This is a genomic window from Rubellimicrobium arenae, assembly GCF_017916275.1.
Classification (GTDB): Bacteria; Pseudomonadota; Alphaproteobacteria; order Rhodobacterales; family Rhodobacteraceae; genus Rubellimicrobium; species Rubellimicrobium arenae.
Map to the genome: position 1 here is coordinate 355424 of NZ_JAFMST010000002.1, position 26877 is coordinate 382300.

At 66.7% G+C, this 26877-nt stretch carries 15 protein-coding genes and 1 tRNA gene; 11 read left to right on the forward strand and 5 right to left on the reverse strand.

What is annotated here, in order from left to right; translation table 11 throughout:
- Window positions 1–311: 311 nt before the first annotated feature.
- Entirely contained in the window at window positions 312–4979 is a 4668-nt protein-coding gene (locus J3P31_RS04375; protein WP_210527176.1) for a calcium-binding protein, read from the forward strand.
- 66 nt (window positions 4980–5045) lie between these two features.
- On the opposite strand, the gene J3P31_RS04380 is transcribed toward J3P31_RS04375, so the two are convergent.
- From J3P31_RS04380 to J3P31_RS04395, 4 genes are all read right to left on the reverse strand, one after another.
- Complete coding sequence (locus tag J3P31_RS04380) at window positions 5046–5954, reverse strand: glycosyltransferase family 2 protein (RefSeq protein ID WP_210527177.1); 909 nt, start codon at window positions 5952–5954, stop codon at window positions 5046–5048.
- 151 nt (window positions 5955–6105) lie between these two features.
- Window positions 6106–7263 (reverse strand): glycosyltransferase family 4 protein, encoded by a 1158-nt coding sequence (locus tag J3P31_RS04385; protein WP_210527178.1) that lies wholly within the window; start codon window positions 7261–7263, stop codon window positions 6106–6108.
- 889 nt (window positions 7264–8152) lie between these two features.
- Complete coding sequence (locus tag J3P31_RS04390; protein WP_210527179.1) at window positions 8153–11188, reverse strand: malectin domain-containing carbohydrate-binding protein; 3036 nt, start codon at window positions 11186–11188, stop codon at window positions 8153–8155.
- A gap of 395 nt (window positions 11189–11583) precedes the next feature.
- Entirely contained in the window at window positions 11584–12573 is a 990-nt protein-coding gene (locus tag J3P31_RS04395; RefSeq protein ID WP_210527180.1) for a UDP-glucuronic acid decarboxylase family protein, read from the reverse strand.
- Window positions 12574–13604: 1031 nt separating this feature from the next.
- Between J3P31_RS04395 and J3P31_RS04400 the strand changes: the two genes are divergently transcribed.
- Window positions 13605–14789: a polysaccharide pyruvyl transferase family protein gene (locus J3P31_RS04400; protein ID WP_210527181.1), complete on the forward strand. Its 1185-nt coding sequence runs from the start codon at window positions 13605–13607 to the stop codon at window positions 14787–14789.
- 173 nt (window positions 14790–14962) lie between these two features.
- On the forward strand, window positions 14963–15982 hold the full coding sequence (locus tag J3P31_RS04405) for a glycosyltransferase (RefSeq protein WP_210527182.1): 1020 nt from the start codon (window positions 14963–14965) through the stop codon (window positions 15980–15982).
- A gap of 359 nt (window positions 15983–16341) precedes the next feature.
- Here the strand turns inward: J3P31_RS04405 and J3P31_RS04410 are convergent.
- Window positions 16342–16416 (reverse strand) — tRNA-Phe (locus J3P31_RS04410).
- A 231-nt stretch (window positions 16417–16647) separates the two neighbouring features.
- On the opposite strand from J3P31_RS04410, the gene J3P31_RS04415 reads away from it, so the two are divergent.
- From J3P31_RS04415 to J3P31_RS04450, 8 genes are all read left to right on the forward strand, one after another.
- On the forward strand, window positions 16648–17283 hold the full coding sequence (locus J3P31_RS04415; protein ID WP_210527183.1) for a TetR/AcrR family transcriptional regulator: 636 nt from the start codon (window positions 16648–16650) through the stop codon (window positions 17281–17283).
- Between the two features lies 1 nt (window position 17284).
- Window positions 17285–18529 (forward strand): efflux RND transporter periplasmic adaptor subunit, encoded by a 1245-nt coding sequence (locus tag J3P31_RS04420; RefSeq protein ID WP_210527184.1) that lies wholly within the window; start codon window positions 17285–17287, stop codon window positions 18527–18529.
- A 4-nt stretch (window positions 18530–18533) separates the two neighbouring features.
- Window positions 18534–21806, forward strand: a complete 3273-nt coding sequence (locus tag J3P31_RS04425) for an efflux RND transporter permease subunit (protein ID WP_210527185.1) — start codon at window positions 18534–18536, stop codon at window positions 21804–21806.
- 257 nt (window positions 21807–22063) lie between these two features.
- Window positions 22064–23170, forward strand: a complete 1107-nt coding sequence (locus tag J3P31_RS04430) for an ABC transporter substrate-binding protein (protein ID WP_210527186.1) — start codon at window positions 22064–22066, stop codon at window positions 23168–23170.
- 200 nt (window positions 23171–23370) lie between these two features.
- A complete protein-coding gene (locus tag J3P31_RS04435; RefSeq protein ID WP_246849784.1) occupies window positions 23371–24099 on the forward strand; it encodes an ABC transporter permease in 729 nt (242 codons plus the stop codon).
- Window positions 24096–24884, forward strand: a complete 789-nt coding sequence (locus tag J3P31_RS04440; protein WP_210527187.1) for an ABC transporter permease — start codon at window positions 24096–24098, stop codon at window positions 24882–24884. The genes J3P31_RS04435 and J3P31_RS04440 overlap by 4 nt, the downstream gene beginning before the upstream one ends.
- Window positions 24884–25945 (forward strand): ABC transporter ATP-binding protein, encoded by a 1062-nt coding sequence (locus J3P31_RS04445; RefSeq protein ID WP_210527188.1) that lies wholly within the window; start codon window positions 24884–24886, stop codon window positions 25943–25945. Before J3P31_RS04440 ends, J3P31_RS04445 begins: the two co-directional genes overlap by 1 nt.
- The gene (locus J3P31_RS04450; protein ID WP_210527189.1) at window positions 25945–26862 is read left to right on the forward strand and encodes a PHP domain-containing protein; all 918 of its coding nucleotides are present in this window, start codon (window positions 25945–25947) and stop codon (window positions 26860–26862) included. The genes J3P31_RS04445 and J3P31_RS04450 overlap by 1 nt, the downstream gene beginning before the upstream one ends.
- Window positions 26863–26877 lie beyond the last annotated feature (15 nt).

The following is a 26877-nucleotide window of genomic DNA, read 5'->3' on the forward strand; positions in this document are numbered from 1 at the left end:
TGGTGTCAAGAGGAGGAATTGGCTGTAAATACTAAACTTTGTGTTTGCAGATTCACACCAATGGACTTAGCCTGACCCGAGAGCCCGCGCCACGTTTTCAACGCTGGCGCGAAGGGGAGGCCGATCGATCTGAGCAGTCTGGCGTGCCAGCGCGCAGAGCGTGTCCAGAGCGCCTGACGGCGTTCCGGCGGCCGATAAGAGTGTCTGAATGACGCCGCCAGATCGGGCTCGGGGACAAATCAAAGAGAAGCGAAGCATTCAATTTGCTCGGCACCCGGATGCGAGTGTGTCGGTTTGAAAGAGGTTGGGTCATGGCTGTGGATCTTGCAACGGATTTCACCCAGTTTTCGCTGACGGGTGCGTCGATCAACAATCCTACATCAATACAATTCGGCGCCGATGGCCGGCTTTACGCCAGCCAGCAGGACGGAACGATCAAGATCTTCACCGTCCAGAAGTCCGACACCGGGTACAATGTCGTCGCGACCGAGACCATCAATCTGGTCAAGGCGATCCCGAACCACAACGATGATGGCACCCTGAACTCGGCCGTGACGACGCGGCAGGTGACGGGCCTCGTGGTGGCCGGCACCGCGGCCGCTCCGGTGATCTACGTCGGCTCGAGCGACCCGCGGATCGCCGTGAGCTCGGATTCCGGTCTGGACACCAATTCGGGGATGATCTCGCGGCTCACGCTGAACACGGCGACCGGACAGTGGGACAAGGTGGACCTGGTCCGGGGCCTGCCCCGCAGCGAGGAGAACCATTCCGTCAACGGCCTCCAGTACGACAAGGCCACGAACACGCTCTATGTCGCGGTGGGCGGCAACACGAACATGGGCGCCCCGTCGAGCAGCTTCGGCTACCTGCCTGAATACACGTACTCCGCCGCGATCCTGAAGGTCGACCTGACGGCGATCGACGCCATGCCCATCAAGATCGACTCGTCGTCGGGAACGCCGCAGAAGTACATCCATGACCTTCCGACGCTGAACGATCCGACGCGGGCCGACGACATTGAGACGGTGTTCGGCGGCAACGACGGCCTGAACATGGCCAAGATCGTGGCCGGCAGCCCGGTGCAGATCTACTCGCCCGGCTACCGGAATCCCTATGATTTAGTGCTGGCCGCCGATGGCAAGATGTACGTCATGGACAATGGCCCCAACAGGAACTGGGGTGGCCTGCCTGTCATCGGCCCGAACGGCATCACCAACCAGGCGGTCGAGGGCGGGCCGACCAAGGGCGACACGCTTCATCTGGCCAGCGAGGGCTATTACGGGGGCCACCCCAACCCGATCCGGGCGAACGGACCCGCGGCAGGCCTGACCGAAAGCGATGGGGACCCGAACGACGGCGTCCTGGACGGTGCGCTCATGCCGGTGGGCCAGCTTCCGTCCGACTGGAACCAGGTCGTCGCCTCGATCAACCCCAAGGAAGCGGTCTACAAGCATCCGGGTGGTGACATCCCGGCCCTCTGGACCAACGGACAATCGACGAACGGCCTGACGCAGTACGTGGCCAGCACCTTCGAAGGCCAGCTCAAGGGCGACCTTTTCACGGTCGGGTACGGCGGCACGCTCTATCGGCTCGACCTCAGCAGCGACGGCCGCACCGTGCAGGCCGTGAGCACGATCTCGGTCGGGGGCACCCCGCTGGACGTGATCGCCCAAGGGGACGACGCGCCGTTCGCGGGCACCATCTGGGTGGCCAAGTACGGGGCCGACTCGATCACGATCCTGGAGCCCAGGGCCTCCAGCACGCCGCCGCCGTCGAACGACGATGACGGCGACGGCCTGTCCGACACGATCGACCACTTCGCGCTGGACCCCCTGAACGGGATGGGGACCGTGATCCGCGCCGGCGAGACGATGTCCTGGAGCTTCAGCGCCGCGGACTCCAATACCCCCGGGCCGACGAACAGCCTGTTCGGGATCGGCTTCACGGGCCTGATGGTCGATAACAGCACGCCCTACCAGGGCCTCTACGCCATCGAGAACATCACGCCCGGCGGGGCGGCGGGGGTGGTCACCATCGACGACGTGGCGGGCGGCACGGCCCTGGGCGCGCTGAACACCCAGCGCGAGGCGTTCCAGTTCGGCGTCACGACGGATGACAACGTCGAACGCTTCACGGTCGTGTCGGACCTCGACAATCCGTTCGACATGATCGTCCACCCGACCGACAACCAGAGCCAGGGCATCTACATCGGCACGGGCGACCAGAAGACCTATCTTTCGATCACGGCGCACGCGAACGGCGGCGCAGGCGGGATCGAGGTCCTCTACGAGAACGGCGACGTCGTGAACCGGACCGTCTACTCCGCCACCGGCCTGATCGGATCGGCCGCGGCGACGGACAAGATCACCTTCTACCTGGATGTCGACGTGGTGGCTGGAACGGTGAAGCCAAGGTGGACGTATACGACCAACAACGGCACGCAGACCCTTGGCGGCGAAGGCACGGCCGTCACGCTCACGGGGGATCTGCTGACGGCACTCAGGGGGGATTACATGGTGGACAGCAAGGCGAGCGGCCTGGCGGTGGGGCTCATGAGCACCTCGGCCGGGGAAGGCGGTCCCTTCACGGCGACCTGGGACAACATCCGGATCCTGGCCGCTCCGGCCGCCTCCCCGACCGAAGGCGGGGCGGCGATCAAGATCCACCCGGGCGGCCTGCTGGAAGCCTCGAGCTACAACGCCAACTCGTTCGAGATCACGAACACGGGTGAGAAGAACATCACCAGCGTGACCTTCGACACCCGGTCGAACCTCCTGCCCGGCATCGTCTTCGACCCCGCCGGGACCGCGGGCGACACCGTGGCCAAGAACCTCAAGATCGATACAGCCGGGGCGACGGGTGCGTTCCAGCCTGCCTCGACCGACTACTCGGCCTTCTCGGCGCCGATCAACGGCGGCTACAACGTGATGCGGGTGAACTTCAACTCGGCGGTCAGCGGGGGCTTCAACCCCGGCGAGACCGTCAAGTTCTCCGTGGACGTCGATCCGCTCAACATCAAGAACTCCGGCGTGGACGGCGACGCGGGGTCGGTTTCCGGACTCGAGATGACCGGCACAACGGTCACGGTCACCTACTCCGACGGCACTACCCAGACGACCCGCCTCATGGGCGACGGCTCCAAGGGTGGCGGCGCGGCAACCCTGTCGGACGACATCCTCGCGGCTCCGACGCTGACCCTGGCCGGCAAGAGCTCCGGCCAGGTCGGCGTGACCTCGGCCACACAGTCCGTCCAGGTCACGGGGGCGGCGAACCAGACGGTGACCGTCATGATCATGACGGGAGGATCCGGCAACAACGTCACGCCGACCAGCGCCTTCGACGCGAACAAGGCGGTCGCGGTCGCCTACCAGCAGGTCCTGCTGGGAAGCGACGGAAAGGGCAGCCTCAACATCAACGTGCCGGCAGGAAACCCGCTCTACCTCGCCGCCGCGATCAATGGCGGGGCGGCGGGCTACGGCCTCGTCAGCGCGCCGCTGGTCGTCGCCATGTCCGCGCCCCCGACCTCGACCTATGTGAACCTGACGTCCGGGTCCGACATCTACACGGCCCCGAATGACGGCAACTTCGTGATCCAGGGCCTGGCGGGCAACGACAGCATCACCACAGGCGCCGGCAACGACCTCGTAAACGGCGGGGCCGGCAACGACACGATCTCGACAGGGGGCGGCAACGACATCATCGAGGTGACAGGCGCCTCGGCGGGCAACGACGCCATCAACGGCGGAGCCGGCACGGATGTCATCCGGGCAACCGCCAACGGGACCTACATCCGCCTCTCGGCCCTGTCGGGCGTCGAGCAGATCTCGGCCAACGGATTTACCGGCGTGCAGATCCTGGGCACGGCGGGCAACGACAACCTGAACCTGGCGGGGGTCACGCTCAGCGGCATCACGAAGATCGACCTCGGTTCGGGAAGCGACACGCTGATCGGGTCCGGCGGCAACGATCTGGTGGTCGGCGGGGCCGGCAACGACACGATCTCCACCGGAGCCGGCGCCGACATCATCGAGGTCGCGGGCACTTCGGCCGGCAACGACATGATCGATGGCGGGGCCGGAACGGACCTGATCCGGGCGACGGCAAACGGCACGATCATCCGGCTGGCCTCGATCACCGGGGTGGAGCAGATCTCGGGCAGCGGCTTCACCGGCGTCCAGGTTGCCGGCTCGAACGGGAACGACAACTTCAACTTCTCGGCCGTCACGCTGACGAACATCTCGGCGATCGAGCTCGGGTCGGGGAACGACACGCTGGTCGGGTCGGCCGCCAACGATACGATCATCGGGTCCCGCGGCAACGACGTGCTCGGCGGGGGCGAAGGCAACGACACCTTCATCCTCGGGGTAGGTGCCGGGGTGGACACGATCAACGGCGGCAACGGCATCGACACCCTGCTCGCCAACGGCGCCGATGCCAAGATCTACTGGGGCAACCTCAGCAGCATCGAGACCATCACCGCGACAGCCACCAACGTGGTCATCCTGGGGACGGCCGGGAACGACGTCATCAACCACGCCGTCCTGCCCTGGTCGGGCATCGCCCTGGTGGACGGGGGCGCGGGCGCGGACACGATCACCGGCGGCGCGGGCAACGACCGCATGGCAGGGCGCGCCGGGGCCGACATCCTGGGTGGCGGACTGGGAGCCGACGACTTCGTCTACTTCGCAGCCGGGGACAGCCGGTCCACTGGGGTGGACACGATCAACGGCTTCGTTTCGGGGCAGGATCAACTCGACCTGAGCGCCATCGACGCCAGCACCCTCGTGACGGGGAACCAGGCCTTCACCTTCATCGGCGCAGGCGGTTTCACCAAGGCCGCCGGCCAGGTGCGGTATGATGCCACCAGCTTCGCAGGCGAAACCCATGTCTATGCCGACACCAATGGCGACGGTAAGGCGGACATGGACATCCGGCTGGCCGGCACCCTGGCCCTGGCCACGTCCGACTTCCTGCTCTGACAGGCTTGGGCCCGCCGGATCATCGCACGAACGGCGATCCGGCGGGCCAACCAGTCCCGAACCCATTCAACTCGGGCGCAGGGACCTCATGTACTCGACGGCGGACTTCCAGTTGAACGAGTTCGCCATGTCGGCCGCGAGCACGGTGCGGGCGTCCCGGTGGGCGCCCTCGTCTCGCAGCAGGCGCGCCACGCGCCGGGCGGCGTTCTGGCGCATCTGCAGCGTCACCTCGATCAGCTCCGTCCCGGCGCCGCCCTGCTTCAAAAGAGCCCCGAGCATGTCCATGGCCTGCGCCCGTTCGCGCCACATGGCCTTTTCGTTCCGCGTGAGGCTCCCCGGCCGCCGGCGGTAGATCACGTACTTGCCCTCGGTCACGTGGATGTCGTTCTTCCAGCCGACCTGCATCATGAGCAGCGTATCCTGCGCGATCCTCAGCTCGGTGTTCCACGGGGTCGGCCCCAGCGTGTCGACCAGCGCCTTCCGCCGGACGATCGTCGTGGACGGCAGAAACAGGTTCGTCCTGGCCTGGATCAGCCGAAAGAATTCGGGCGGCGTCAGACGTCGTGGCGTCGAAGGGTTCTGCACTGGAAGAGACGCCCGCCCCTGCCGGATCTCGTCGTCGGACAGCGTCTCATGCCCGACGGAAAGGACCTGCACGGTCGGATCCGCGAACACCGAATGCGCGTAGCCCAGCATCCCCGGCGCCACGAGATCGTCCGAGTCGAGGAAGTACACGAGCTCGCCCGAGGATTCTTGGAACCCCAGGTTGCGTGCGGTCGAGACGCCACCGTTCCGAGGCGCCTCGATCAGCTTCAGCCGCGGATCCGAGACATCGAGGAACTTCTTGGGGGACCGCCCCCCATCGTTGACGACCGCGATCTCGAAGTCTTCGTGATCCTGCGCCAGGACGGAGCGGATCGTGGCCTCCAGGGTGTCTTCATTGTTGAAGGTGGGGATGATCACCGAGATCGTCATGCCAGGGCCCCAAGGTCAGTCATTCGGTCGTCCACCTTCCGTTTTCAATCCTACCGATTCTGCTGTTGTCCGAAGACCGGGCCGGAGGGCACAGGCCAAGGCGCCGGGAAGCCGAACAGGACCGTCCCCTGGGTCGGGGACGAGCATGGCGTCACGCCGCCTCGACCAACTGCTCCATCCGGGGAAGCACAGCCGCGCACCAGACATGCCAGTTGAGCCTGTTGTCGAAGTCGTCGCGCGCCGCGACCCTCATCTGCTCCAGCCGGCCCGGCACCTCGATAACCCCAAGGATCCGTTCGGCGTAGGCTGACCCGCCCTCGGTGACGGGAATCGTGAAGCCCGTGACCTGGTCCCGGATGACCTCGGGCACGCCGCCCGTCTGGGTCGCCAGGGACACCGTCGCGAATGCGGCGGCCTCGCAGAACACGACCCCGTAGCACTCGGCCTGCGTGGGAAGGATGAGGAAGTCCGCTTCCGCAAAGATCTGGCGGAACCTCGCCTTCTGTTCGGGGACGTGCTTGTCGAGGAAGGGGATGACCTCCACGCCCGGCGGCAACCGGTCGAGCGGAGGCACGCATCCCAGGATGCACAGGGTGGCATCCACCCCGGCGGCCCGCAGTTCCTCATAGCAGTCGAGCGCGATCTGCCCGCCCTTGCGCACCCAGTCGACGCCGCAGAACAGGAGGCGGAGCGGCCCGGGCACCCTTGGCCCCAGCACGCTCGCCCGGTCGGGCGGGTCCTCGAGGTTCGCGCCGTAGGGCTGGATCATGATGCGCGACGGATCGATGCCATAATCCTCGATCGCCGACCGCGCGGCCCAGCCCGTTGGAAAAATCAGGAGATCGGAGCGCATCATCGCGTCCGCCTCCAAGGCGATGGCCCTCCGCTCGACCGATTTGGGGAGTCCCGAATAGGTGGGATAGTAGCTCGAAATGAGCCGCATCGTCACGTCGGAGGTGTAGGCGATCGGAACGCCCGGGGGAATGCGGGCAATCAGCGTCGAACCCGCCGCCGCGAAGATGACGTCGGCCGGTTGGCTGGCCAAGCGCCGGTTCATGGCCCGCGCCTTCAATTCGGCCATCAAGGGCATCCGGTTCAGCATGGGATCGAATCCTGCGAAGCGCCGGAATGCCTTGCTGGCCCGGTTGAGCGCGATCGTCGGCGTCTCGAGGATGGGGCCGGCCTGGACCACATCTGCTCCTTCGGACTGCATCGCATGATACAGGTGGGCAATCGTGCCCGACCACGCCTCGCGGCGATCGAAGGAAAGATCGGTCGCAAAGCCGATCCGAACCTTCCTGTTCATCATGGCCGCTGATCCCTTGGGCCGACGGGCCATGTCTGAAATGGTGTTATGGACGGCTATCACGACCACACTCGCTTTACTCCCAACCAGGGCTACAACTTCCGCGTGTTCGCGTGTTGTTGAATAGAGTAAGTCAATTGTTCCGACCTTTTCGATAACATATCCATCGCTGCCATTAGGCAACCCCTCTCCTGCCGCGTGCCCCTGGTCGGCGGATTGGCATCGGCGGCAATCAGCGCGGCACTCCGGCCAAGGCCGAGCCCCGGGAGGGCGATCCCCTTCGAAGCGGCCAAGCGGTCCAGCCACGACCAGGGACCAGGACCGAGCCAGCCGCTTCGACGGCGTCCGTCACCTTCGCCGGGGCTCATCCGAAACCAGATCTCCGGATCGAGACGAGCGACAATCATCGGAATAATTTCTATGAGCCAATAGGTTACCAGACACCCGCTGCAGCAGGCCACCTTGGACCGAGTTGCGACAGCGGGACGACCTCAGCGCACAAGCCAGCGCATGGCGTCCCATGGCCGTCACTCGCCCCTCTGCCTCGACCGGTCCATGCTGGCATTTGTCAGCTTCGATCGTCAGGTATCCCGAGGCTCGATCACAGTCGGACCCGACGCAACGGGCAGCTGCTATGCGCCGCCCTCAAATCTCACAATCCGGAAACAATCACTCACTCCTTGGGCAGTCAGGCCGGAGATGCCTCAGGCCTGGGCAGCTTTGCGGCGCGATCGGTGCTCCGAGCCGCACACCTTCGGAAGGCTGAAGGCAAGCTGTCAGCACGGCAGGGCACGTGGCCCGCGCGGCATCCAACCCGTTCGGACGGAACCCCGCGATGCCACCCGACCGGCCGCGGCCAAGGCTCAACCGCCCCGCCCCGCTGCGCGACCGGTCACAGCCAGTCCGGATCGACCGATCTCAGGCTGAAGTCCGGATCGAACGGGGGGGCCTTGCCGGTGGTCAGCCAGGCGCCAGCCTCGAGCACCGCGTAGCGGGCGGGTCCCTCGAAATCGAGATCGAAGGTTCGGCCCCGGTTCAGGACGAAGGTGTCCTGCTCCCGGCCGGCGGCATCATAAGTGGTCAGGATCGCGGCTTCCTGCGCACGCCCGACAGAACTGAGGCCGTCGAGGGCAATCTTCACCCCGTCCGCTGCCCGCCCGAAGTCGATGCCGATCCGCTCGGACTCGCCGCCCCTGACGGGGTGGAAGTCGACCTCCGAGTCCGAACCGATCTGGCCCACCCCGATCTTGTTGCCGGCCCGGCCGATGGGCGCCGGGGCATCATCGGATCCGAACCCGAACAGAAAGACGTCCCCGAGGTCGTAGCTTGGCCCCCGGGTCGAGAACGGTGCCCTGAAGTTTCCGGAAGGAGTGGGCGACGGGTCGTCAGGCTCCGCCTCCCCACGCGCGGAAATCACGATGCCATTCACCTTCGCATTGTCGATCACGCTCAGGAATTCGAGATCCAGTCGTCCGTCGGTGACCGACACCGTAATGTCGACATCGTGGGCGATGTTGTGGCCGCCTGCGGACTTCCAGATATCGAAATCGTTCAGGACGCGCCGGCCTTCGGCCATCACATCGAACACGCGCTGTCCAGCGGCGTCGAAATAGATCTCGGCGAATTTCAGCGTGACGGTGTAGCTGCCATCCGCAATAGGAACGGAATAGGAGAAATCGCCGTAGCGTTCCGATTGATACAACCTGTCGTCGCTCGTTCCCGTGATCGGGGAATCCGTCGAGTACGATCTGCCGCCGCTCACGTAACGATCGGCAAGGAAGGTCAGCCCGCCCGTCCCGGCGAACACCCCTCCCCCGGCGTTGATCGTCACCTCCTTCCCGGTCTCGGCGCCTCCGACATCGACGCGAACCGTCGCGGTGTCACGGCCACCGTGCCCGTCGCTGACGGTGTAGCTGAAGCTGTCCGAGCCGCTGAACCCGTTGTCAGGGGTGTAAAGGATCTCGCCGTTCCGAGCGATGGTCACGCGCCCGTTGGCCGCCTGGGTCACCGCTTCGACGCCAAGGCGGTCCCCGTCGGGATCGGTATCGTTGGCCAGCACGGCAAGCCGCAGCGAATGCCCCTCCCGCACGGAGGCGCTGTCGTCTCGGGCGACCGGGGCGGCGTTGGCCGGATCGGGATCAGGAGTCGGCGCTGCGCCATTCGCCTTGAGGAGGAGCACCCAATCCTTGCCGGCGTCGGAGGGCGGGCCATCGATCGGTCGGAGGGCGCCGCCGTCCACCTGGCCATCCGCGAGGAGCCGCCCGCCGGTGCGAGGATTGTACCAGAACACGTCGAACGACGTGCCGGCGCCAGCGGTCAGGTCGAGCCGCACGTCGTCCGCCGCGCCATAGGGCAGGTAGACCACATAGGTCTCGCCCGGGTCGGCCATGACGAAGTCACCCCGCGCCTGGGTCAGCTCGTCGTGCTCGGCCATGCGCCAAAAGGGAATCTGGTCGTTGAAGAAGTCGGTCGCGGCGGCCGTCCAGGTCCAGATCGAGCGGAAGCCGTCGAAGGTGTCCATGTTCTGGTCGTAGGAATGACCGGACGCGCCCTTCACATACCAGCTCACCCCCGAGCCCCCCGCCGTGAGCGTGCCCCAGAGCGCCTCGCGCAGGGTGCGCTCGTTGGTGGAGTCCGGGTTGTTCGAGTAGGCCGGGATGATGGAGTTGCCGCTCGAGTCCTCGTCCCAGCCCAGCACCCAGGGGTCGCCCGCCGCAGCGGAGCGGGCCAGGTACTCGGCGATCCGGGCGCGCACGTGGCCCGCGCTGGCCTGCAGCGAGGTGCCGTCGAACGCCTCCTCGCCCAGGAGCGGGCGGTAGACCTGGTCGACCTCCGACGGCCAACTGTGGGCCACGACCAGATGATCGTAGGGGTCCACCGCCTTGGCCCACTCGGCCATGTCGGCCCGCTGCCGGGCGGAGTTGCTGTTCTCCTCGCCCAGGTTCCATTGCAGGCCGTTGGCGTGGCCGAAGCGGGCGATCATCTCGCGCATGTAGATCAGCCGCTCGACGCTGAGGCTCGAGCCCGCCGCGGCGGTGCCGCCGTCCAGGAGGTTGTCGTTCTCGCGTTCCTGCAGGACGAGGTTCTTGTAGATGCCCTTGGCGTCCATGTGGTCGAACAGGATCTCCCACTGCGCGAGCTTGCTGACGTCGTACACGGAGGTGATGGACGGGTTCAGGCGGGCCGTGTCGGTGGGCAGGCGCTGCAGGTCGGTGGCGGCCCAGGGCCAGACGTCCTTGCCGTCCCCGCCCGCGGTCAGCAGCATGACATACATGCTGTTCTGGCCCTGCTCGGCCAGGTAGTTGATCGCGCCCAGCATGGCCTTGCCCTGCCCCCCCGACCAGGTCGGGTCGCCGGCGTTGAAGTCCTTCAGGTGCGTGGCGTAGTCGTGCCGCCCCGTGGGGGTATTATCGATGTCGCGGCTGGCCAGGAAGTTCTCGGGCACGCCAGGGCCGCCGCGGACGAAGTAGTCGTCATCGCCCTGGTGCTGGAGGTAATGGCTGTCCTCGCCTTGCAGGATCATGCCCTTGGCGCGGAAATCGTCACCGGTCTTGTTGGTCGGCGCGACCACGAAACGGCCCGCTTCGCCGTCCAGGCCTTCGACGGCCACCCCGGCGCGCGCGTCCAGGCTGGCCGCGATGTCGTTCCCGGTGCGAAAGGACGCCGTGTAGGTCCAGGTGCCTTCGGAGGGCGGGTTGAAGTTGACCCGCCAGACCCGGCCCTCGCTGGCCCCTGTGTCGGCCGCATCACCGTCGGCGGCGAAGAAGCCCGGCACCGTCAGGGTTTCGCCCGTGCGCGCATTGGTGAAGGTCACATCCAGGCGATAGTCGCGAAAGGTATCCGCGCTTTCGCTGAACGTCATCGGCGCCACGAAATCGAGCGTCGCCTTGTGCCAGGTCCTCAGTTCGCCGGTGATCCGAGCGGGCATCACGGTTCCTCCTTGCCAATGCGGAGGGCTGTCTAGGGACGGCCCGCCCGGTGAGCCAGCCTGTCATATGGTCCATGGCGAGAACGCGCTGACGCCTAGCGGGTTTCAGCCGCCAGAGGATGTATCGAGCATCTCGCTGGGCAAAGAAGCGCGCACGCGCAGCATCGCTTCGGCTCGTTTGCGCTCAGCACGCACGAACAGGACGGATGAACGCCGCCCTACCGGGGCGGTAGCCCGTCAGCCTGGCACGCCGCCGAGGGCGCCAAGGCCCTGGCTGGGCACCCCGGATCCGATCCGTCCACGTTCGTTCCGGAAAAGGTCGGCGGCAGGTCAGAACCTATGGCGGAGCGGCGACCTTCGGCTGCCATGCGGCCCGAAGATCGCCTGCCCCGTCCTCAGGCGTGGACCGCCTGGTTCATCTCTCCGAGCTCCACAAGGCGCTCGCGCAGCGACGGCACGGTGCGGGCAAGACCTTCCTCGATCTGAACCGTCGGGCTCCAGTTCAGCAGTTCGCGGGCGCGGCTGATATCCGGGCGGCGCTGCTTGGGATCGTCCGCCGGAAGCGGACGCCAATCGAGCTTGGATCGGCTTCCCGTGAGTTCGATGACCTTTTCCGCCAGTTCGAGGATGGTGAACTCCCGCGGGTTGCCGATGTTGATCGGGCCCGTGACGCTGGAATCCGTGCCCATCAGGCGGATCAGACCTTCCACGAGGTCATCGACATAGCAGAAGGACCGGGTCTGCTTGCCATCCCCATAGATGGTCAGCGGGTCCCCCCGCAGCGCCTGAACGATGAAGTTCGACACGACCCGGCCGTCCGCGTGATGGACCCGGGGGCCGTAGGTGTTGAAGATGCGAACCACCTTGATCTGAAGGCCATGCTGCCGGTGGTAGTCGAAGAACAGCGTTTCCGCGCAGCGCTTCCCTTCGTCGTAGCAGGACCGGGGGCCGATCGGGTTGACGTTGCCCCAATACTCCTCGGTCTGCGGATGCACGGCAGGATCCCCGTAGACCTCGGATGTCGACGCCTGGAGCACCTTGCATTTCAGCCGCTTGGCCAAGCCCAGCATGTTGATCGCCCCATGGACCGACGTCTTGGTCGTTTGGACGGGATCGTGCTGGTAATGCACCGGAGAGGCCGGACAGGCGAGATTGTAGATCTCGTCGACCTCCACATAGAGCGGGAACGTGACATCGTGACGGATCAACTCGAAGCGTGGATGGCCGTGGAGGTGATCGATGTTGCGCTTGGTTCCCGTGAAGAGATTGTCGACGCAAATGACTTCGTGTCCTTGCTCGAGCAGTCGGTCGATCAGATGCGAACCGATGAATCCGGCCCCACCGGTGACCAGGATACGCTTGCGGCTGTCATAGAGTCTCGCCAATTCAGAACCCTTCCAAGTGCCACGTGTTCAAAGCCAGCGCGATCCCAGCCGAAAAATCAAGGGAAGGCTGGCCAGCCGACGGGTGTCGCCGCAAATCCGATCACGTTTGGATCAATCGGCGGCACTCGGCCTGTTCCCGCTCCCCGTCCCGGGCCCGAGCCCAGGCAACGGTAGTTCAAGCATCCATCTTTGCGAGGCGTGGCGCCAGCCCTGTCTCCCCGGCCCGCCGTTTTGGCCGACACGATGGGCCAGGGACGGCCCGCCTCCTCGAACTGCGTACGGGTGCGACGCCGCGACCACGGGACAAAGGCGATCCGGGCGGTTGGCAGTTCCGTCCGTTGGCGCTAACCATCGGGCAGACCGACGGGCCGAGGCCCGCCCGAAGTCGCGCGGAGGTCGCGGGACGCCAACGAATGCATGGAACGCGATGACACTGACCGCCGTGCCCGCTTCCTGGGCGTCTCCACGAACCGGCCGTCGCCGGGCGGGTCGCCCTTCCGCTCTGGCGAACGGGGCCAGGTTGCCATTGGAGCGATCCTGCCACCACATGCTGGAATGCTGATGACGCGAGCACTCCGTCCGGCGGCGCGCCCGGCCATGCATTCGGCTCGGGCCCCTGGCTGGGGCGCTGGCTCGGCTCATCGTTTCGATAAGGCCAGGGGCCCTGGCCTGCCCCTGACGCCCATCGGCGTCCGTCGGAAAGGCCATCTGATCTGGTCCTTCCGCCGGGGGCGGAGAGTCCCTTCCTCCGGTCGCGGCGCCCGATCAACGCACGGCCAATCGGCGGCCGTTCAGGGCCCTAACATTCGCGGGCGGGGGGCGGGCGAAGGCGGACCCGTCCGCCCGGCCGGAGCAGCGATGCTCCAGGGCCTCTCGGCTGTCCGAAGGGGCCTTGCTGGCCCGGACCTGCCGGTGCCATCGCCAGGGTTGTCGACGAAAATGCGACGGCGCGTCCCGTCACGAACCCCACACACCGCGGGGCTCGGCAATCCGAGCTCCATCACCTGATCCCTCCTCAGTCGAAGGCACTCATGTCCAAGCGCCCCATCCGCGTCTGTCTCCTGATGCACTCCACCCGTTCCGACAACCTGGGCCTGGGAGCCCTGACGGAGTCCGAGATCAGCATCCTTCGGGACATTGCGCGCGATCTCGGCCGCGAGATCCAGATCACCATCCTCGATGGGAAGGAAAACAGGGTTCCCTACATCACCGGACCCGACATCCGCATCGTCGAGATGAACGGCAAGTTCATCCTGAACCCGACAGGCTTCCTCCGCGAGGTCCGCAAGGCCGACCTCGTGATCGACATCGGGGCGGGCGACAGCTTTGCGGACATCTATGGCGCGAACCGGCTCCGGCGGATGTTCACGACGAAGTTCCTGACCCATGGCGCCGGCGTCCCACTGGTGATGGCGCCGCAGACCGTGGGTCCTTTCACCAAGCCGACCTCGACCCGGCTCGCCAAGCTCACCATGCGGCTTTGCGCCCTGGTCTGCACGCGGGATGCCATGTCGACCGATGCCATACGCGACATGGGGCTCAAGCGCCCGGTCATCGAAGCCTCCGACGTCGCGCTGCGCCTTCCGTTCGACACGCCCGCCCCCCGCGACCCCGGCGCCCCGGTGAGGGTGGGGCTGAACGTCTCGGGCCTCCTGATGGCCAAGGGCTACACGGGCAAGAACGAGTTCGGCCTGTCCGCCGATTACCCCGACCTGATCCGTGACATCATCCGGCACTTCCAGGGGCAAGGCTGCGAGGTTCACCTTGTGTCCCACGTGCATCCGCCCCGGCAGGAACTGACGCACCGGGAGGACGACTACGAGGCCTCGACGAAGTTGCAGGCCGAGTTCCCTGGCGTCCATCTCGCTCCGCGCTTCCGGACGCCCTCCGAAGCCAAGAGCTTCATCGCGGGCCTCGACTTCTTCATGGGCGCGCGGATGCACGCCTGCATCGCGGCCTTCTCGTCGGGCGTGCCTGTGGTGCCGATGGCCTACAGCCGCAAGTTCGCCGGGCTGTTCGGCTCGCTCGGGTATGACAGGACGGTGGACTGCACGACCGAGACGAACGACGCGATCCTCGGCAAGATCCAGGCGGCCTTCGACGACCGGCACCAGCTGGCGCAGGAAACGAGCGCCGCGTTGTCCAAGGGGCTCAAGAAGCTGTCGCTCTATCAGGACGCCCTGCGCGACCTGATCGCGCGTCGGGCCGGCGCCTGATCCGGCGTGCGGGATAGTCCACGGCCTCGACCGGGGCCGCGCTTCCGAGCCGGTCCGGCGGTCGCGCCCGTGCTTTCCAGGCTTGCTGGACGCCGGTTCGGGATACATGATCCTTTCGCCCGCTTGCGTCCACAAGCCCGCGGGCTCCTGACCTGTGCTCCTCGGAGGTCCGAATGACTGACACCTGGCCGAAGGTCAGCCTGCTGGTCCTGGGTTACAACCAAGAAGCTTACATCGCGGATACGATCCAGGGGGCATTCGAGCAGGACTACCCGAACCTGGAGATCATCCTGTCGGATGACTGCAGCTCGGACGGAACGTTCGGGATCATGAGCCGGATGGCCGAGGACTATTCAGGCCCGCACCGCGTCATCGCCACCCGCAATCCGAACAACCTCGGCATCGTCGGGAACGTCAATCGGATGATGGAACTCGCGACGGGCGAGATCATCATCAAGAACGACGGAGATGACATCTCCTTGCCGCACCGGACCCGCCGGATCGTCGAAGAGATCTCCAGGTCGGGCGGCAGCGTGAAGGTGCTCGTTTCCGCCGTGACGCAGATTGGCCTTGATGGTGCGGAGCTCGGGACACTGCGGATGACCCCGGGGAGCCCCATCGGGGCGCGCGACCTGATCGACAACGGGACGCCGCTCAATGTCGTGCGCAAGAGCCTGTGGATCCTCGGGGCGGCCTCGGCCTGGACCCGGGACATCTTCGACCGCTTCGGGCCGATCGACCCTGCCGCCCGGGTCGAGGACGCCGTCATCCCATTCCGCGGGTCGCTTCTGGGCAGGATCGCCTACATCGATGAGCCTTTGGTGCTTTATCGCGTCGGCGGGCTCACGACCTTGGATGTCGGGAAGAGCCTGGGCTACAGCAAGATGTATGGGCGTCGGCTGAAGCTCAACCTGCTCCATGCAGCCAGCAAGCAGGCGATGCTCCGGGACATGGACAAGATGGAGTTTCCGGACCGGGAGGCGTGCAGGGCGCTGTGCGAGGAGTCGATTCGCCGGGTGGAATTCATGTCCAGCATCGCGGCCATGAGTCCCGGTCGACGCTATCTGACGCTTCCGACCTCCGTGGCCCGATCGGTCCGAACCTCCAATCCCTATTACGCCTACATCAATCTGAAATACGCCTTGGATTTCGTGGTCATGCGTGTCTACGACTGGCGCGCCCGCTCCCAGTAGACAGAGAGGCGGAGACCGGCGGCCCCACGTTCGGCTGCGCCCTGCGCAAGGGTCGAGATGGCTCACGCCCAACTATTTAACGAGGCGGGCCAGGGGGCGAGCATGCAGCCCCTGGGGGCCAGCAGATGGAAGGGTGGGCCTTCGAACCTGGCCCAGGTGCCATTGCGGGCATGCGATTCGTCGAAGCCATGGGGCTCCCGACGGGGCATGGGTCAGGACCCGGCCAGCCCGCGCCCGAACGCAATCCCGAGGCGACGGCAGCGTCCCTTGCCCCGAAGGTATCGAAGGGCGAAATCCTGGAACTCGGACCGGCGCGCCCCTGTCCAACACATAAACTGCGCTGCGGCATTGTGCGAATATGGTGCCCGGGGGCGGATTTGAACCACCGACACGCGGATTTTCAATCCGCTGCTCTACCCCTGAGCTACCCGGGCCACCGGGATGCGAAGTGCTTTTCGCATCGGGTGCCGCCTCCTAACCGACCTGTTCGGGGGTGTCCAGAGGTCTCGAGGTCAGGCTGGGCCTACTTTCTCGTCCACGCGACGAGCCCTAAAGCATCACCTGCGGATTCCTTGACGTAGGGTCCGCTTACCCTCTGGACAAAAGGGCAGCGGGAGCCCATGTGAATGAACGTTCATTCACAAAGCTGAGCAGGACGATCTTCCTTGCGCCACGAGACCCTTCCCGACGCCAAGTCCACCGAGACGCTCGAAGCCGGCCAGCGAGGGGACGAGATCCTGTCCCTTGCGCGACAGGCCTTCGTCGAGAAGGGCTTCGACGGGGCCTCGATGCAGGACCTGGCTCGCGCGGCCGGCATGAGCGCAGGGAACTTCTACCGCTACTTCCCCTCCAAGGCCGCGCTGGTCGAGGCGATGATCACGCATGACCTCGACGAGGTCGAGCGGACGTTCCAGGAGATCGTCATCTCGCCGGACCCCCTCATGGCCCTCAAGGCCGCCCTCAGAGAGCGGCTGGACTACGACTGCGAAAAGGATCACCCCCTTTGGGCCGAGATCATGGCCACTGCGGCTCGAAAGCCCGAGGTTGCCGGCCTCTTCTGCCGCATGGAAGAAGGCATCGTCCAGCGCATCGTGCAGGTGCTGGCCATCGTGAGCCAGACGCCCGAAGACCTGGCGATGCGTCGCTTTGGCGCCTATGCCCGCCTGATCGTTCTCATCGTGCGGGGCGCCGCCATGGGCGATGTGGATGGCGGCGGGCAGAAGGACGAACTGAACACCCTGATCCTGAACACCATCGACCGGCTCATGGACGACGCCCTGGCCGGCGGCGAGGATGACTGACATGACGACCCTGCCCTTGGCCTCCCTCCGTCGCCTTCCGTTGCTGGCCGTTCTCATCGGCCTGCCGGGTTTCCTCCACGCTCAGGAGGCCACTCCGGCCTCGGCCACCGAACACGCCGAGGCGCCTACCCCCGAGGCGGCGCTTCCCGCGATCACGGTGTCCGAGGTGAAGCCCGTGCACCTCGTCGATCGCGTGATCGCCTCCGGCCTCGTTGATGCCGTCGAGGAGGTCACGGTCCAGACGCTCGTGGAGGGCCAGCCGATCGACGCGCTTCTGGCCGATGTCGGGGATACCGTGCAGGCCGGCCAGGTGCTGGCACGGCTGTCCACCTCGACCCTGGAGCTTCAACTCAGCCAGCTTGCCGCCAACCGCGCCTCGACCGAAGCCCAGATCGCGCAGGCGGAGGCGAGCCTTGTCCAAGCCAACGCCAACGCCCAGGAAGCCGAAAGGGTCGCGCGGCGGAACGCCGAGCTGGTGCAGGCCGGATCGGTGCCGCAGGCCCAGGCCGATCAGACCGCGGCAGCCGCGCAGGCGGCCCAGGCCTCGGTCCGGGTGGCCGAGCAAGGCATCGCCTCGGCCCGCGCGCAGCTTGAACTGGTGGACGCGCAGATCGCGAACGCTCAACTCCAGCTTTCGCGGGCCGAGGTGAAGGCACCTGTCGGGGGCCTGGTGGTCGCGCGCAACGCGCAGGTCGGCGCCATCGCTTCGGCCGCTGGCCTGCCGATGTTCACGATCGTCCGGGACAGCGCCATGGAGATGCGCGCCGAGGTCTCCGAGCAGGATCTGCTCAAGCTCGCGGCGGGCCAGGAGGCCCGGCTCACGGCCCTCGAGGGCTCCGATCCGATCGTCGGCCGCGTCCGGCTCGTGGAGCCGGCCATCGATCCGCAGACGCGGCTGGGCGCCGCACGGATCCAGATCGACGACCCCACGCAGGTGGTAAAGGGCATGTTCCTCACCGCCGAGGTGATCGTCGCCGAGGACGATGACGCCCTGGCCGTCCCGGTGACGGCGGTGGGCTCGGGCCCGGACGGCGCGACGGTGATGCGCGTCCGCGACTCGGTGGTGGAGCGCGTGCCGGTCAGCACCGGCATCCGGGACGGCGGGATGATCGGCATCACCGCCGGGCTGGAGCCGGGCGACCTGGTGGTGACGAAGGCCGGGGCCTTCGTGCGGGACGGCGACCGGATCAACCCGGTCCCGGCGGACACGTCGGCCGCCCTTGGCGGCCAAGTGGAAGGGGAATGACGCCATGAACTTTTCCGCCTGGTCGATCCGGAATCCGGTCGCACCGATCCTGGCCTTCGCGCTGCTCCTGCTGTTGGGATGGCAGTCCTTCAACACGCTGCCGATCACCCGCTTTCCGTCCATCGACGTCCCCCTGGTCGCGATCACGGTGACCCAGTCGGGGGCCGCGCCGGCCGAAATGGAGACGCAGGTCACCAAGGAGGTCGAGGATGCGGTCGCGGGCATCTCGGGCGTGAAGACCATCACCTCCACGGTGGTCGACGGGCAGTCCACGACCGCCGTCGAATTCCGGATGGAGGTGCCCACGGACAAGGCCGTCGATGACGTGAAGGACGCCATCGACCAGATCCGCGGCGACCTTCCGGCCGACGTGGACGAGCCGCGCGTGACGCGCATCGATGTCGAAGGCCAGGCCATCATGACCTTCGCGGTCTCCGCCCCGGCCATGACCTTCGAGGAACTGTCCTGGTTCGTCGACGACACCATCAAGGGCGAGATCCAAGGCCGTTCCGGTGTCGGACGGGTGGACCGCTATGGTGGCGCCGACCGCGAGATCCGGATCGAGCTCGATCCCGGCCGGCTCGACGCCTACGGCATCACGGCGGCCGCCGTGAGCCAGCAGATCCGTGCGACCAACTCCAACCAGGGCGCAGGACGCAGCGAGCTTGGCTCGGGCGAACAGGCCATCCGGCTCCTGGGCGACCGCGGCGACGCGGAGCGGCTGGCCCGGACGACGATCGCGCTGCCCTCCGGCCAGCAGGTCCGGCTGGAGAACCTCGGGACCGTGACGGACACCTACGAGGAGCTCCGCTCCTTTGCCCGGGTGGACGGACAGGAGGTCGTGGTCTTTGCCGTGTTCCGGGCCAAGGGCGCGTCCGAGGTGTCGGTGGCCGAGACCGTGAACACGGCCCTGGACGAGATCCGTGCGGCCAATCCCGGCGTCAGCATCGAGATGGTGGACGACACGGTCTTCTACACCTACGGCAACTACGAGGCCGCGCTCCATACTCTGGTGGAGGGGTCGATCCTCGCCGTGCTGGTGGTGCTGGCCTTTCTGCGGAACTGGCGCGCGACGGTCATCGCCGCGCTGGCATTGCCACTGTCGGCGATCCCGACCTTCTGGGCGATGGACCTCCTGGGCTTCTCGCTGAACCTCGTGTCGTTCCTGGCCATCACGCTGGCCACCGGGATCCTGGTGGACGACGCGATCGTCGAGATCGAGAACATCCAGCGCCACATTCGGATGGGCAAGAGCCCCTACCGTGCCGCCATCGACGCGGCGGACGAGATCGGCCTCGCGGTGATCGCGACCACCTCGACCATCGTGGCGGTGTTCGTGCCGGTGTCGTTCATGCCCGGCATTCCGGGGCAATACTTCCGGCAATTCGGCCTCACGGTCGCGATCGCCGTGCTGTTCTCGCTCCTAGTGGCCCGTCTCGTGACGCCGCTGCTGGCAGCCTACTTCATGAAGGCCAAGGACGCCCATGCGCACGAGGAAAAGGACGGCGTCATCATGCGCGCCTACCTTTCGTTCGTTCGGATGACGCTCAGGGTCAGGTACCTGACGCTTCTGGCGGCCTTCGGGGTCTTGGGCGTTTCGGTCTACTTCATGGCGCAGATCCCGGGGAGCTTCATTCCTCCGGAGGACGTGAGCCGGTTCCCCATCTCGGTCGAACTGCCCCCGGGCGTGACGCTGGACGAGACGGAGCGCGCCACGGACGCGATCTTCGCCGCCATCCAGGACGTGGATGGCGTGAAGAGCGTGTTCATCCTGGGGGGCTCCTCGCCCACCGGGGATCTCGACGTGCGCCGCGCGGCGGTGACGGTCATCCTCGACCGTCTGGATAACGGGCTGGAGCGCAAGCTTCTCGACCTCGTGAACCGGATCCCGGTCGTCAACGATCTCGTGCCGGACATCCCGCCCCATGGCCGCATCCGCCCGCAGAACGAGATCGAGGCCGAGGTCTTCCAGCGGTTGACGGCCATCCCCGATATCCGGGTGCTCAAGCTCAACGACCGGGGGGAGCGTGACATCGCCTACTGGGTGAAGTCGGATGACGCGGACGCGCTCAACACGGCCGTGGCGCAGATCGAGGAAGCGCTGCGGAGCGAGCCGAGCCTTGCCGCCGTCGCCAGCGAAGGGGCCCTGCCCCGGCCGGAGCTCCAGATCACGCCCCGCACCGAGGAGGCCGCCCGACTGGGCGTGACCACCGCCGCCATCGCGGAGGCGGTGCGGGTCGCCACCATCGGCGACGTGGACCAGGCGCTCGCGAAGGTCAGCATCGACAACCGGCTGATCCCGGTGCGCGTGCAGCTGACCGACACGGCGCGGGACGACCTGGCGCGGATCGGCGCCCTGCGCATCCCAACCGCCTCGGGCGGCTCCGTGCCCCTGAACGCGGTGGCCAACGTCAACATCGCCGAAGGGCCATCGGTGGTCGAGCGGATCAACCGCCAGCGCTACGCCACCGTGGGGGCCAGCCTGCCGCCCGGCGTGGCGCTCGGGACGGCGCAGGCCCGCTTCCAGGCGGTCGTCGACGGGCTGGAACTGCCGCCCTCGGTCACCGTGACGGCCTCGGGGGATGCCGAGATCCAGGCGGAGATGCAGCAAAGCTTCGGCAATGCCATGCTGATGGGCCTTCTTCTCGTGCTCACGGTGCTGATCCTGCTGTTCCACTCGGTCATCCAGCCCTTCACCATCCTGTTCTCACTGCCTCTCGCCATCGGCGGCGTGGCGGCGGCGCTGATCCTGACCTCGAGCCCGGTCTCCATGCCGGTCTTCATCGGGATCCTGATGCTGATGGGGATCGTGACCAAGAATGCGATCCTGCTAGTCGACTTCGCCATCGAGATGCGGGCGCAGGGGATGGACCGGCTCCAGGCCATCATCGAGGCGGGGCACAAGCGGGCCCGGCCCATCGTGATGACCTCGATCGCTATGTCGGCCGGGATGCTGCCCTCGGCGCTGGGGGTGGGCGAAGGGGGCTCCTTCCGGGCGCCGATGGCCACGGCGGTGATCGGGGGCATCATCGTCTCGACGGTGCTGTCGCTGGTGATCGTGCCCTCGTTCTTCCTCATCATGGATGACCTGTCGCGCCTGCTGTCCTGGATCTTTGGCCGATTCGTCGGCCAGAAGGACGAGGAAGCCGCCCCGCCCGAGCTGGACGAGCTCGCCAGCGGAATCGCCGCGCGCCGGGCCGAGATCGCGGCCCTCGAGTCCCGGCTTCTTCGCCTCGAGGCCGAAAACGCGCGCCCGGTGCTGCACGTGGCCGAGTAGAGGCCCGGTTGCCATGAACGGATAGCCTGGACAGGCGCCCGCGGGCGCCTGTTCTCGTTTCGGGGGTCTGGCACGGCCGCCGGGACCCCTGCCCATCGCTTGGGCGATCCCGCAGCGCAAAGGTTCCCGCTGCCCCAAAAAGCTGACCGTTCGGTCAGTTTGTGACAAAGCCGGTTGTCACAAACCCGTTTCAGTCGTCTACTAAGCCGCGCAAGCCGGAAGGACGGATAGTCCGGCAACCTATTGGGGAGACTACGATGAAATCGACGAAGTGGCTGGCCGCCTCGGTCAGCATGGCTGCGATGTTCCAGGCGGGGGCCGCGCTGGCCCAGTCCATGGACGAGCTGGTCGCCGCCGCGGAGGCCGAGGGGACGCTGACCGTCATCGCCCTTCCCCACGACTGGTGCGGCTACGGCGCGGTCATCGACGGGTTCAAGGCCAAGTACCCGAACATCACCGTCAACGAGCTCAACCCCGACGCCGGCTCGGCCGATGAGCTCGAGGCGATTCGCGCGAACAAGGACAACACCGGCCCGCAGGCGCCGGACGTGATCGACGTGGGCCTGGCCTTCGGGCCCCAGGCGCTGTCCGAAGGGTTGATCCAGCCCTACAAGGTCGCCGAATGGGATGAGATCCCCGAGGACGTGAAGGACCCGGACGGTAACTGGTACGCCGGCTACTACGGCGTCATGGCCTTCGGCGTGAACACCGATCTCGTGTCGACGGTGCCGACCTCCTGGGCCGACCTTCTCAAGTCCGACTACGCCAATGCCGTCGCCCTGACCGGGGACCCGCGCGCCTCGAACCAGGCGATCCTGGCGATCATGTCCGCCGGCATGTCGGCTGGCGCCGCCGCAGGCGAGGAGTCCGGCAATGCGGGGCTCAAGTTCTTCGCGGACCTGAACAACGCGGGCAACTTCGTTCCGGTGACGGCCAAGTCGGGCACGATCGCGCAGGGGGCCACCCCGATCGTCGCCGCGTGGGACTACAACCTGCTCGCCTGGCGCGACAGCCTCGCGGGGAACCCGCCGGTCGAGGTGGTCGTTCCCTCGGACAGCGTGCTTGCGGGCGTGTATGTCCAGGCCATCTCGGCCTTTGCGCCCCATCCGAACGCGGCCAAGCTCTGGATGGAGTACCTGTATTCGGACGAAGGGCAGCTCGGCTGGCTGGCCGGCTACTGCCACCCTGCCCGGTTCAACGCGATGTCCGCGGCCGGCACGATCCCGCAGGAGCTTCTCGACAAGCTGCCCCCGGCCGCGTCCTACGAAGCCGCCTACTTCCCGACCCTTGAGGAGCAGGACGCCCACAAGAACGTCGTGACGACCCAGTGGGATGCCGTCGTCGGCGCCGAGGTCGCCGAGTGACGTCCCGGGTCCGTCCTGGCCCTGGCGGGGCGGACCCGCACGTTGACGGCGCCGTCCGGGCGCCACGGTCGAGCCGGAGGGATCTCCGGCCTGCACTGAACTGGCTGGGCATCGCCCCGTTCCTGATCTTCGCCCTGCTCTTCCTTCTGCTGCCGACCCTGAACATCGTTCTGGGCGCGTTCCGTAGCCCGGAAGGCGGGATGACACTGGATCATGTGGCCAAGCTGTTTGCGCCCAGCATCCTCAAGGCCTTCTGGACCTCCATCCGGATCAGCCTCTTCTCGGCCTTGTTGGGGGGCCTGCTGGGCTTCCTGATCGCGCTGGCGATGACGCACGGGGGACTGCCCCGTGCCGTACGCGACCCGCTGCTGACGTTTTCGGGCGTGGCGTCGAACTTCGCGGGCGTGCCGCTTGCCTTCGCCTTCATCGCGACACTGGGCAGGCTGGGCTTTGTCACCGTCCTGCTGCGGGATTGGCTGGGGTTCAATCTCTACGCCACGGGGTTCAACCTTCTCAGCTTCTGGGGCCTGGTGCTCGTCTATCTTTACTTCCAGATTCCGCTCGCCGTTCTCATCATCACGCCGGCGCTCGATGGGCTGCGGCGCGAATGGCGCGAAGCAGCCGAGATCCTGGGCGCCACGGGCGCGCAGTACTGGCGCATGGTGGCCTTGCCGATCCTGACTCCGGCGTTCCTGGGAACCATCGCCCTGCTGTTCGCGAACGCCTTCGGCGCGGTGGCGACGGCCATCGCCCTGACCGGGTCGTCCCTGTCCATCGCGCCGATTATCCTGTTCGCCCAGATTCGCGGGGACGTCCTCCAGGACCCGTCGCTGGGCTATGCGATCGCCTTCGGCATGATCGCCGTCACGGGAATCGCCAACATCATCTACATCGTGCTCCGCACCCGCGCCGAACGGTGGATCAAATGACGTCGTCCCGCATCTGGTCCTGGGTGGCCTTCGGGCTTGGGGTCGCGTATTTCCTGCTTCCCCTAGTGGGGATGTTCGAGTTCTCGCTCCGTGCGCGACGGGGCGAATACAGCTTCGATGCCTATGCGAGCGTGCTGGGCGACCCGCAGTTCCGCACGACCTTCGCCTATTCCGTGACGATGGCGCTGGTAACCATCCTGCTGGGCGTGCTGATCGTCCTGCCGACGGCCTTCTGGGTCCGCCTGCGCATGCCGAGGCTCCGCCCGCTGGTCGAGTTCATCACCCTGCTGCCCCTCGTCATCCCGGTCGTGGTGATCGCCTTCGGCTACATCCGGCTTTACAACACCTCCTCCATTCTCCCCCTGACCGGCAGCGTCATGGGCACGAACGTCCTGCTCGCCCTGGGCTATGCCTCCCTCTCCCTGCCCTACATGTACCGCGCCATCGACACGGGTCTGCGGACGATCGACGTCCCCACCCTGACCGAGGCGGCCCAGAGCCTGGGGGCCGGCTGGGCGACCATCCTGGGACGGGTCATCCTGCCGAACGTCCTGGGCGCAGTCCTTTCGGGGGCGTTCCTGACCTTCGCGATCGTGCTGGGCGAGTATGTGTTCGCGGCCCTGCTGAACCGGCCCGCCTTCGGACCCTACATGGTCTGGATCAGCGGCAACCGCGCCTACGAGCCGGCCGCCCTGGCCGTCATCGCCTTTGCGATCACCTGGGCCTGCATGGGGCTGATCAGCCTCGTGTCGCGCACCCAGAAGCACACGAGAGCCCGTTCCTGATGCCTTACCTCGACATCTCCCACCTCGAAAAGTCGTTCGGGACCAACCGTGTGGTGAAGGACTTCTCCCTCCCGATCGAGAAGGGGGAGTTCGTGTCCCTCCTGGGTCCGTCGGGCTGCGGAAAGACGACCGTGCTGCGGATGGTTGCAGGCTTCGAGACGCCCAGCGCAGGCGCGATCCGGATCGAAGGCAAGGACGTGGTTCCGCTGCGGCCGAACCAGCGGAACATCGGGATGGTGTTCCAGGCCTATGCCCTGTTTCCCAACCTGACGGTCGCCCAGAACGTGGGCTTCGGGCTCAAGATCGCCGGGGTCGCCGCCGCCGAGTCCCGGGCCCGCGTCCAGGAAATGCTGGAGCTGATCGGCCTGCCGGAGATGGGCGGGCGCTACCCGTTCCAGCTCTCGGGCGGTCAGCAGCAACGCGTGGCGCTGGCACGCGCCCTGGCGCCGCGGCCCCGGGTCCTGCTGCTCGACGAGCCGCTGTCGGCGCTCGATGCCAAGGTCAGGGTGCGGCTTCGGGGCGAGATCCGCGAAATTCAGCGCCGGCTCGGCATCACGACCATCTTCGTGACCCACGACCAGGAGGAAGCCCTGTCGATCTCCGACCGGGTGGTGGTCATGAACGCCGGGATCGCCGATCAGGTCGGAACGCCGTTCGAGATCTACAACCATCCCGCCAGCCCCTTCGTGGCGAGCTTCGTGGGAACGCTCACCCCCTTCGAGGCGACGGTCGTCGATCCGGCCGCGGGAACGGTCATGTCGGGCGGGCTCACGATGAACCTGGGCCGCGCACTCGCCGCGCAGGCGGGGGCCAGCCTTCCGATCGCGCTCAGGCCCGAGGCCGTCCACCTGGGCCGAGCCTCGGGCCGCGAGATCGTCCTCCCCGCCACCGCCCGGGAGGTGGAGTTCCTCGGGTCCGTCATCCGGATCCGCGCCGAGGCCGGGGGGCAGGCTTTCCTTCTCGACACCTTCAACCGCCACGATGCCCCGCCTCCGCAACCCGGCGAACCTGTGGAGATCAGCTTCTCGGGCCGCGACGTCGTCGTGATCGGGGGGCGCTGATGACACCTTGGGACCAGCCCGGCCGCTTCTGGCGCGGGAACCTGCACACCCATTCGACCTTGTCGGACGGCATCCTGAGCCCCGAGGAGGTCTGCCGTCGTTACCGGGACGAAGGGTATGACTTCCTGGCCCTGACCGATCATTTCGTCGGGCAGTTCGGGTATCCGATCGCCGACACCCGGCCCTTCCGGACGAACAGCTTCACTACGATTCTCGGGGCGGAGCTGCACTCCGGAGCCATGCAGAACGGAGAGTTGTGGCACATCCTGGCGGTCGGGCTGCCGCTCGACTTCGCGCCGACGAACACCCCGACCTTCCGGCCCGTCCCGGACCAGGAAACAGCGGCCCAGGTGGCGCAGCGGGCCGTGGAGGCCGGCGCCTATGTGGCCATTGCCCACCCGCAGTGGTCCGGTCTCACTCTCGACGATGCCCGGGCCTTGGCGGGGATTGCCCACGCGGTGGAAACCTACAATCACGGTTGCGCCATGGGCTGCGACCGCCCGGACGGCTTTCACACCCTGGACCTGCTGCTGAGCGAAGGGGCCCGCCTGAATCTCTGCGCCACGGACGACGCCCATTTCTACGAGCCCGACCACTTTGGCGGCTGGATCATGGTCAAGGCCGACGCGAACGAGCCCGCAGCCCTGCTGGCCGCCCTCAAGGCCGGAGCCTACTATTCCACCCAGGGGCCGGAACTGCGGAACATCGAACTCGCGGGCGAGAGCCTGACCGTCGCCTGCTCGGCCGTGTCGTCGATCATCGTGCAGGGCCAAGGCACGGCCGCCAAGGCGATCCATGGCGAGTCGATGACCCGCGGCGAGATGCCACTGGAGCGGTTCAGGGACTCGCCGTGGCTCCGCGTTTCGCTGATCGACCGGGCGGGGCGACGGGCCTGGTCGAACCCGATCTGGAGGTGAGCGTCGCAGCCCGGC

Bases quoted from the DNA above. Each gene is read 5' to 3' on its own strand.
- J3P31_RS04375 (WP_210527176.1), top strand. From the start codon at position 312: ATGGCTGTGGATCTTGCAACGGATTTCACCCAGTTTTCGCTGACGGGT.
- J3P31_RS04380 (WP_210527177.1), bottom strand. From the start codon at position 5,954: ATGACGATCTCGGTGATCATCCCCACCTTCAACAATGAAGACACCCTG.
- J3P31_RS04385 (WP_210527178.1), bottom strand. From the start codon at position 7,263: ATGATGAACAGGAAGGTTCGGATCGGCTTTGCGACCGATCTTTCCTTC.
- J3P31_RS04390 (WP_210527179.1), bottom strand. From the start codon at position 11,188: ATGCCCGCTCGGATCACCGGCGAACTGAGGACCTGGCACAAGGCGACG.
- J3P31_RS04400 (WP_210527181.1), top strand. From the start codon at position 13,605: ATGTCCAAGCGCCCCATCCGCGTCTGTCTCCTGATGCACTCCACCCGT.
- J3P31_RS04405 (WP_210527182.1), top strand. From the start codon at position 14,963: ATGACTGACACCTGGCCGAAGGTCAGCCTGCTGGTCCTGGGTTACAAC.
- J3P31_RS04420 (WP_210527184.1), top strand. From the start codon at position 17,285: ATGACGACCCTGCCCTTGGCCTCCCTCCGTCGCCTTCCGTTGCTGGCC.
- J3P31_RS04425 (WP_210527185.1), top strand. From the start codon at position 18,534: ATGAACTTTTCCGCCTGGTCGATCCGGAATCCGGTCGCACCGATCCTG.
- J3P31_RS04430 (WP_210527186.1), top strand. From the start codon at position 22,064: ATGAAATCGACGAAGTGGCTGGCCGCCTCGGTCAGCATGGCTGCGATG.
- J3P31_RS04435 (WP_246849784.1), top strand. From the start codon at position 23,371: ATGACACTGGATCATGTGGCCAAGCTGTTTGCGCCCAGCATCCTCAAG.
- J3P31_RS04440 (WP_210527187.1), top strand. From the start codon at position 24,096: ATGACGTCGTCCCGCATCTGGTCCTGGGTGGCCTTCGGGCTTGGGGTC.
- J3P31_RS04445 (WP_210527188.1), top strand. From the start codon at position 24,884: ATGCCTTACCTCGACATCTCCCACCTCGAAAAGTCGTTCGGGACCAAC.
- J3P31_RS04450 (WP_210527189.1), top strand. From the start codon at position 25,945: ATGACACCTTGGGACCAGCCCGGCCGCTTCTGGCGCGGGAACCTGCAC.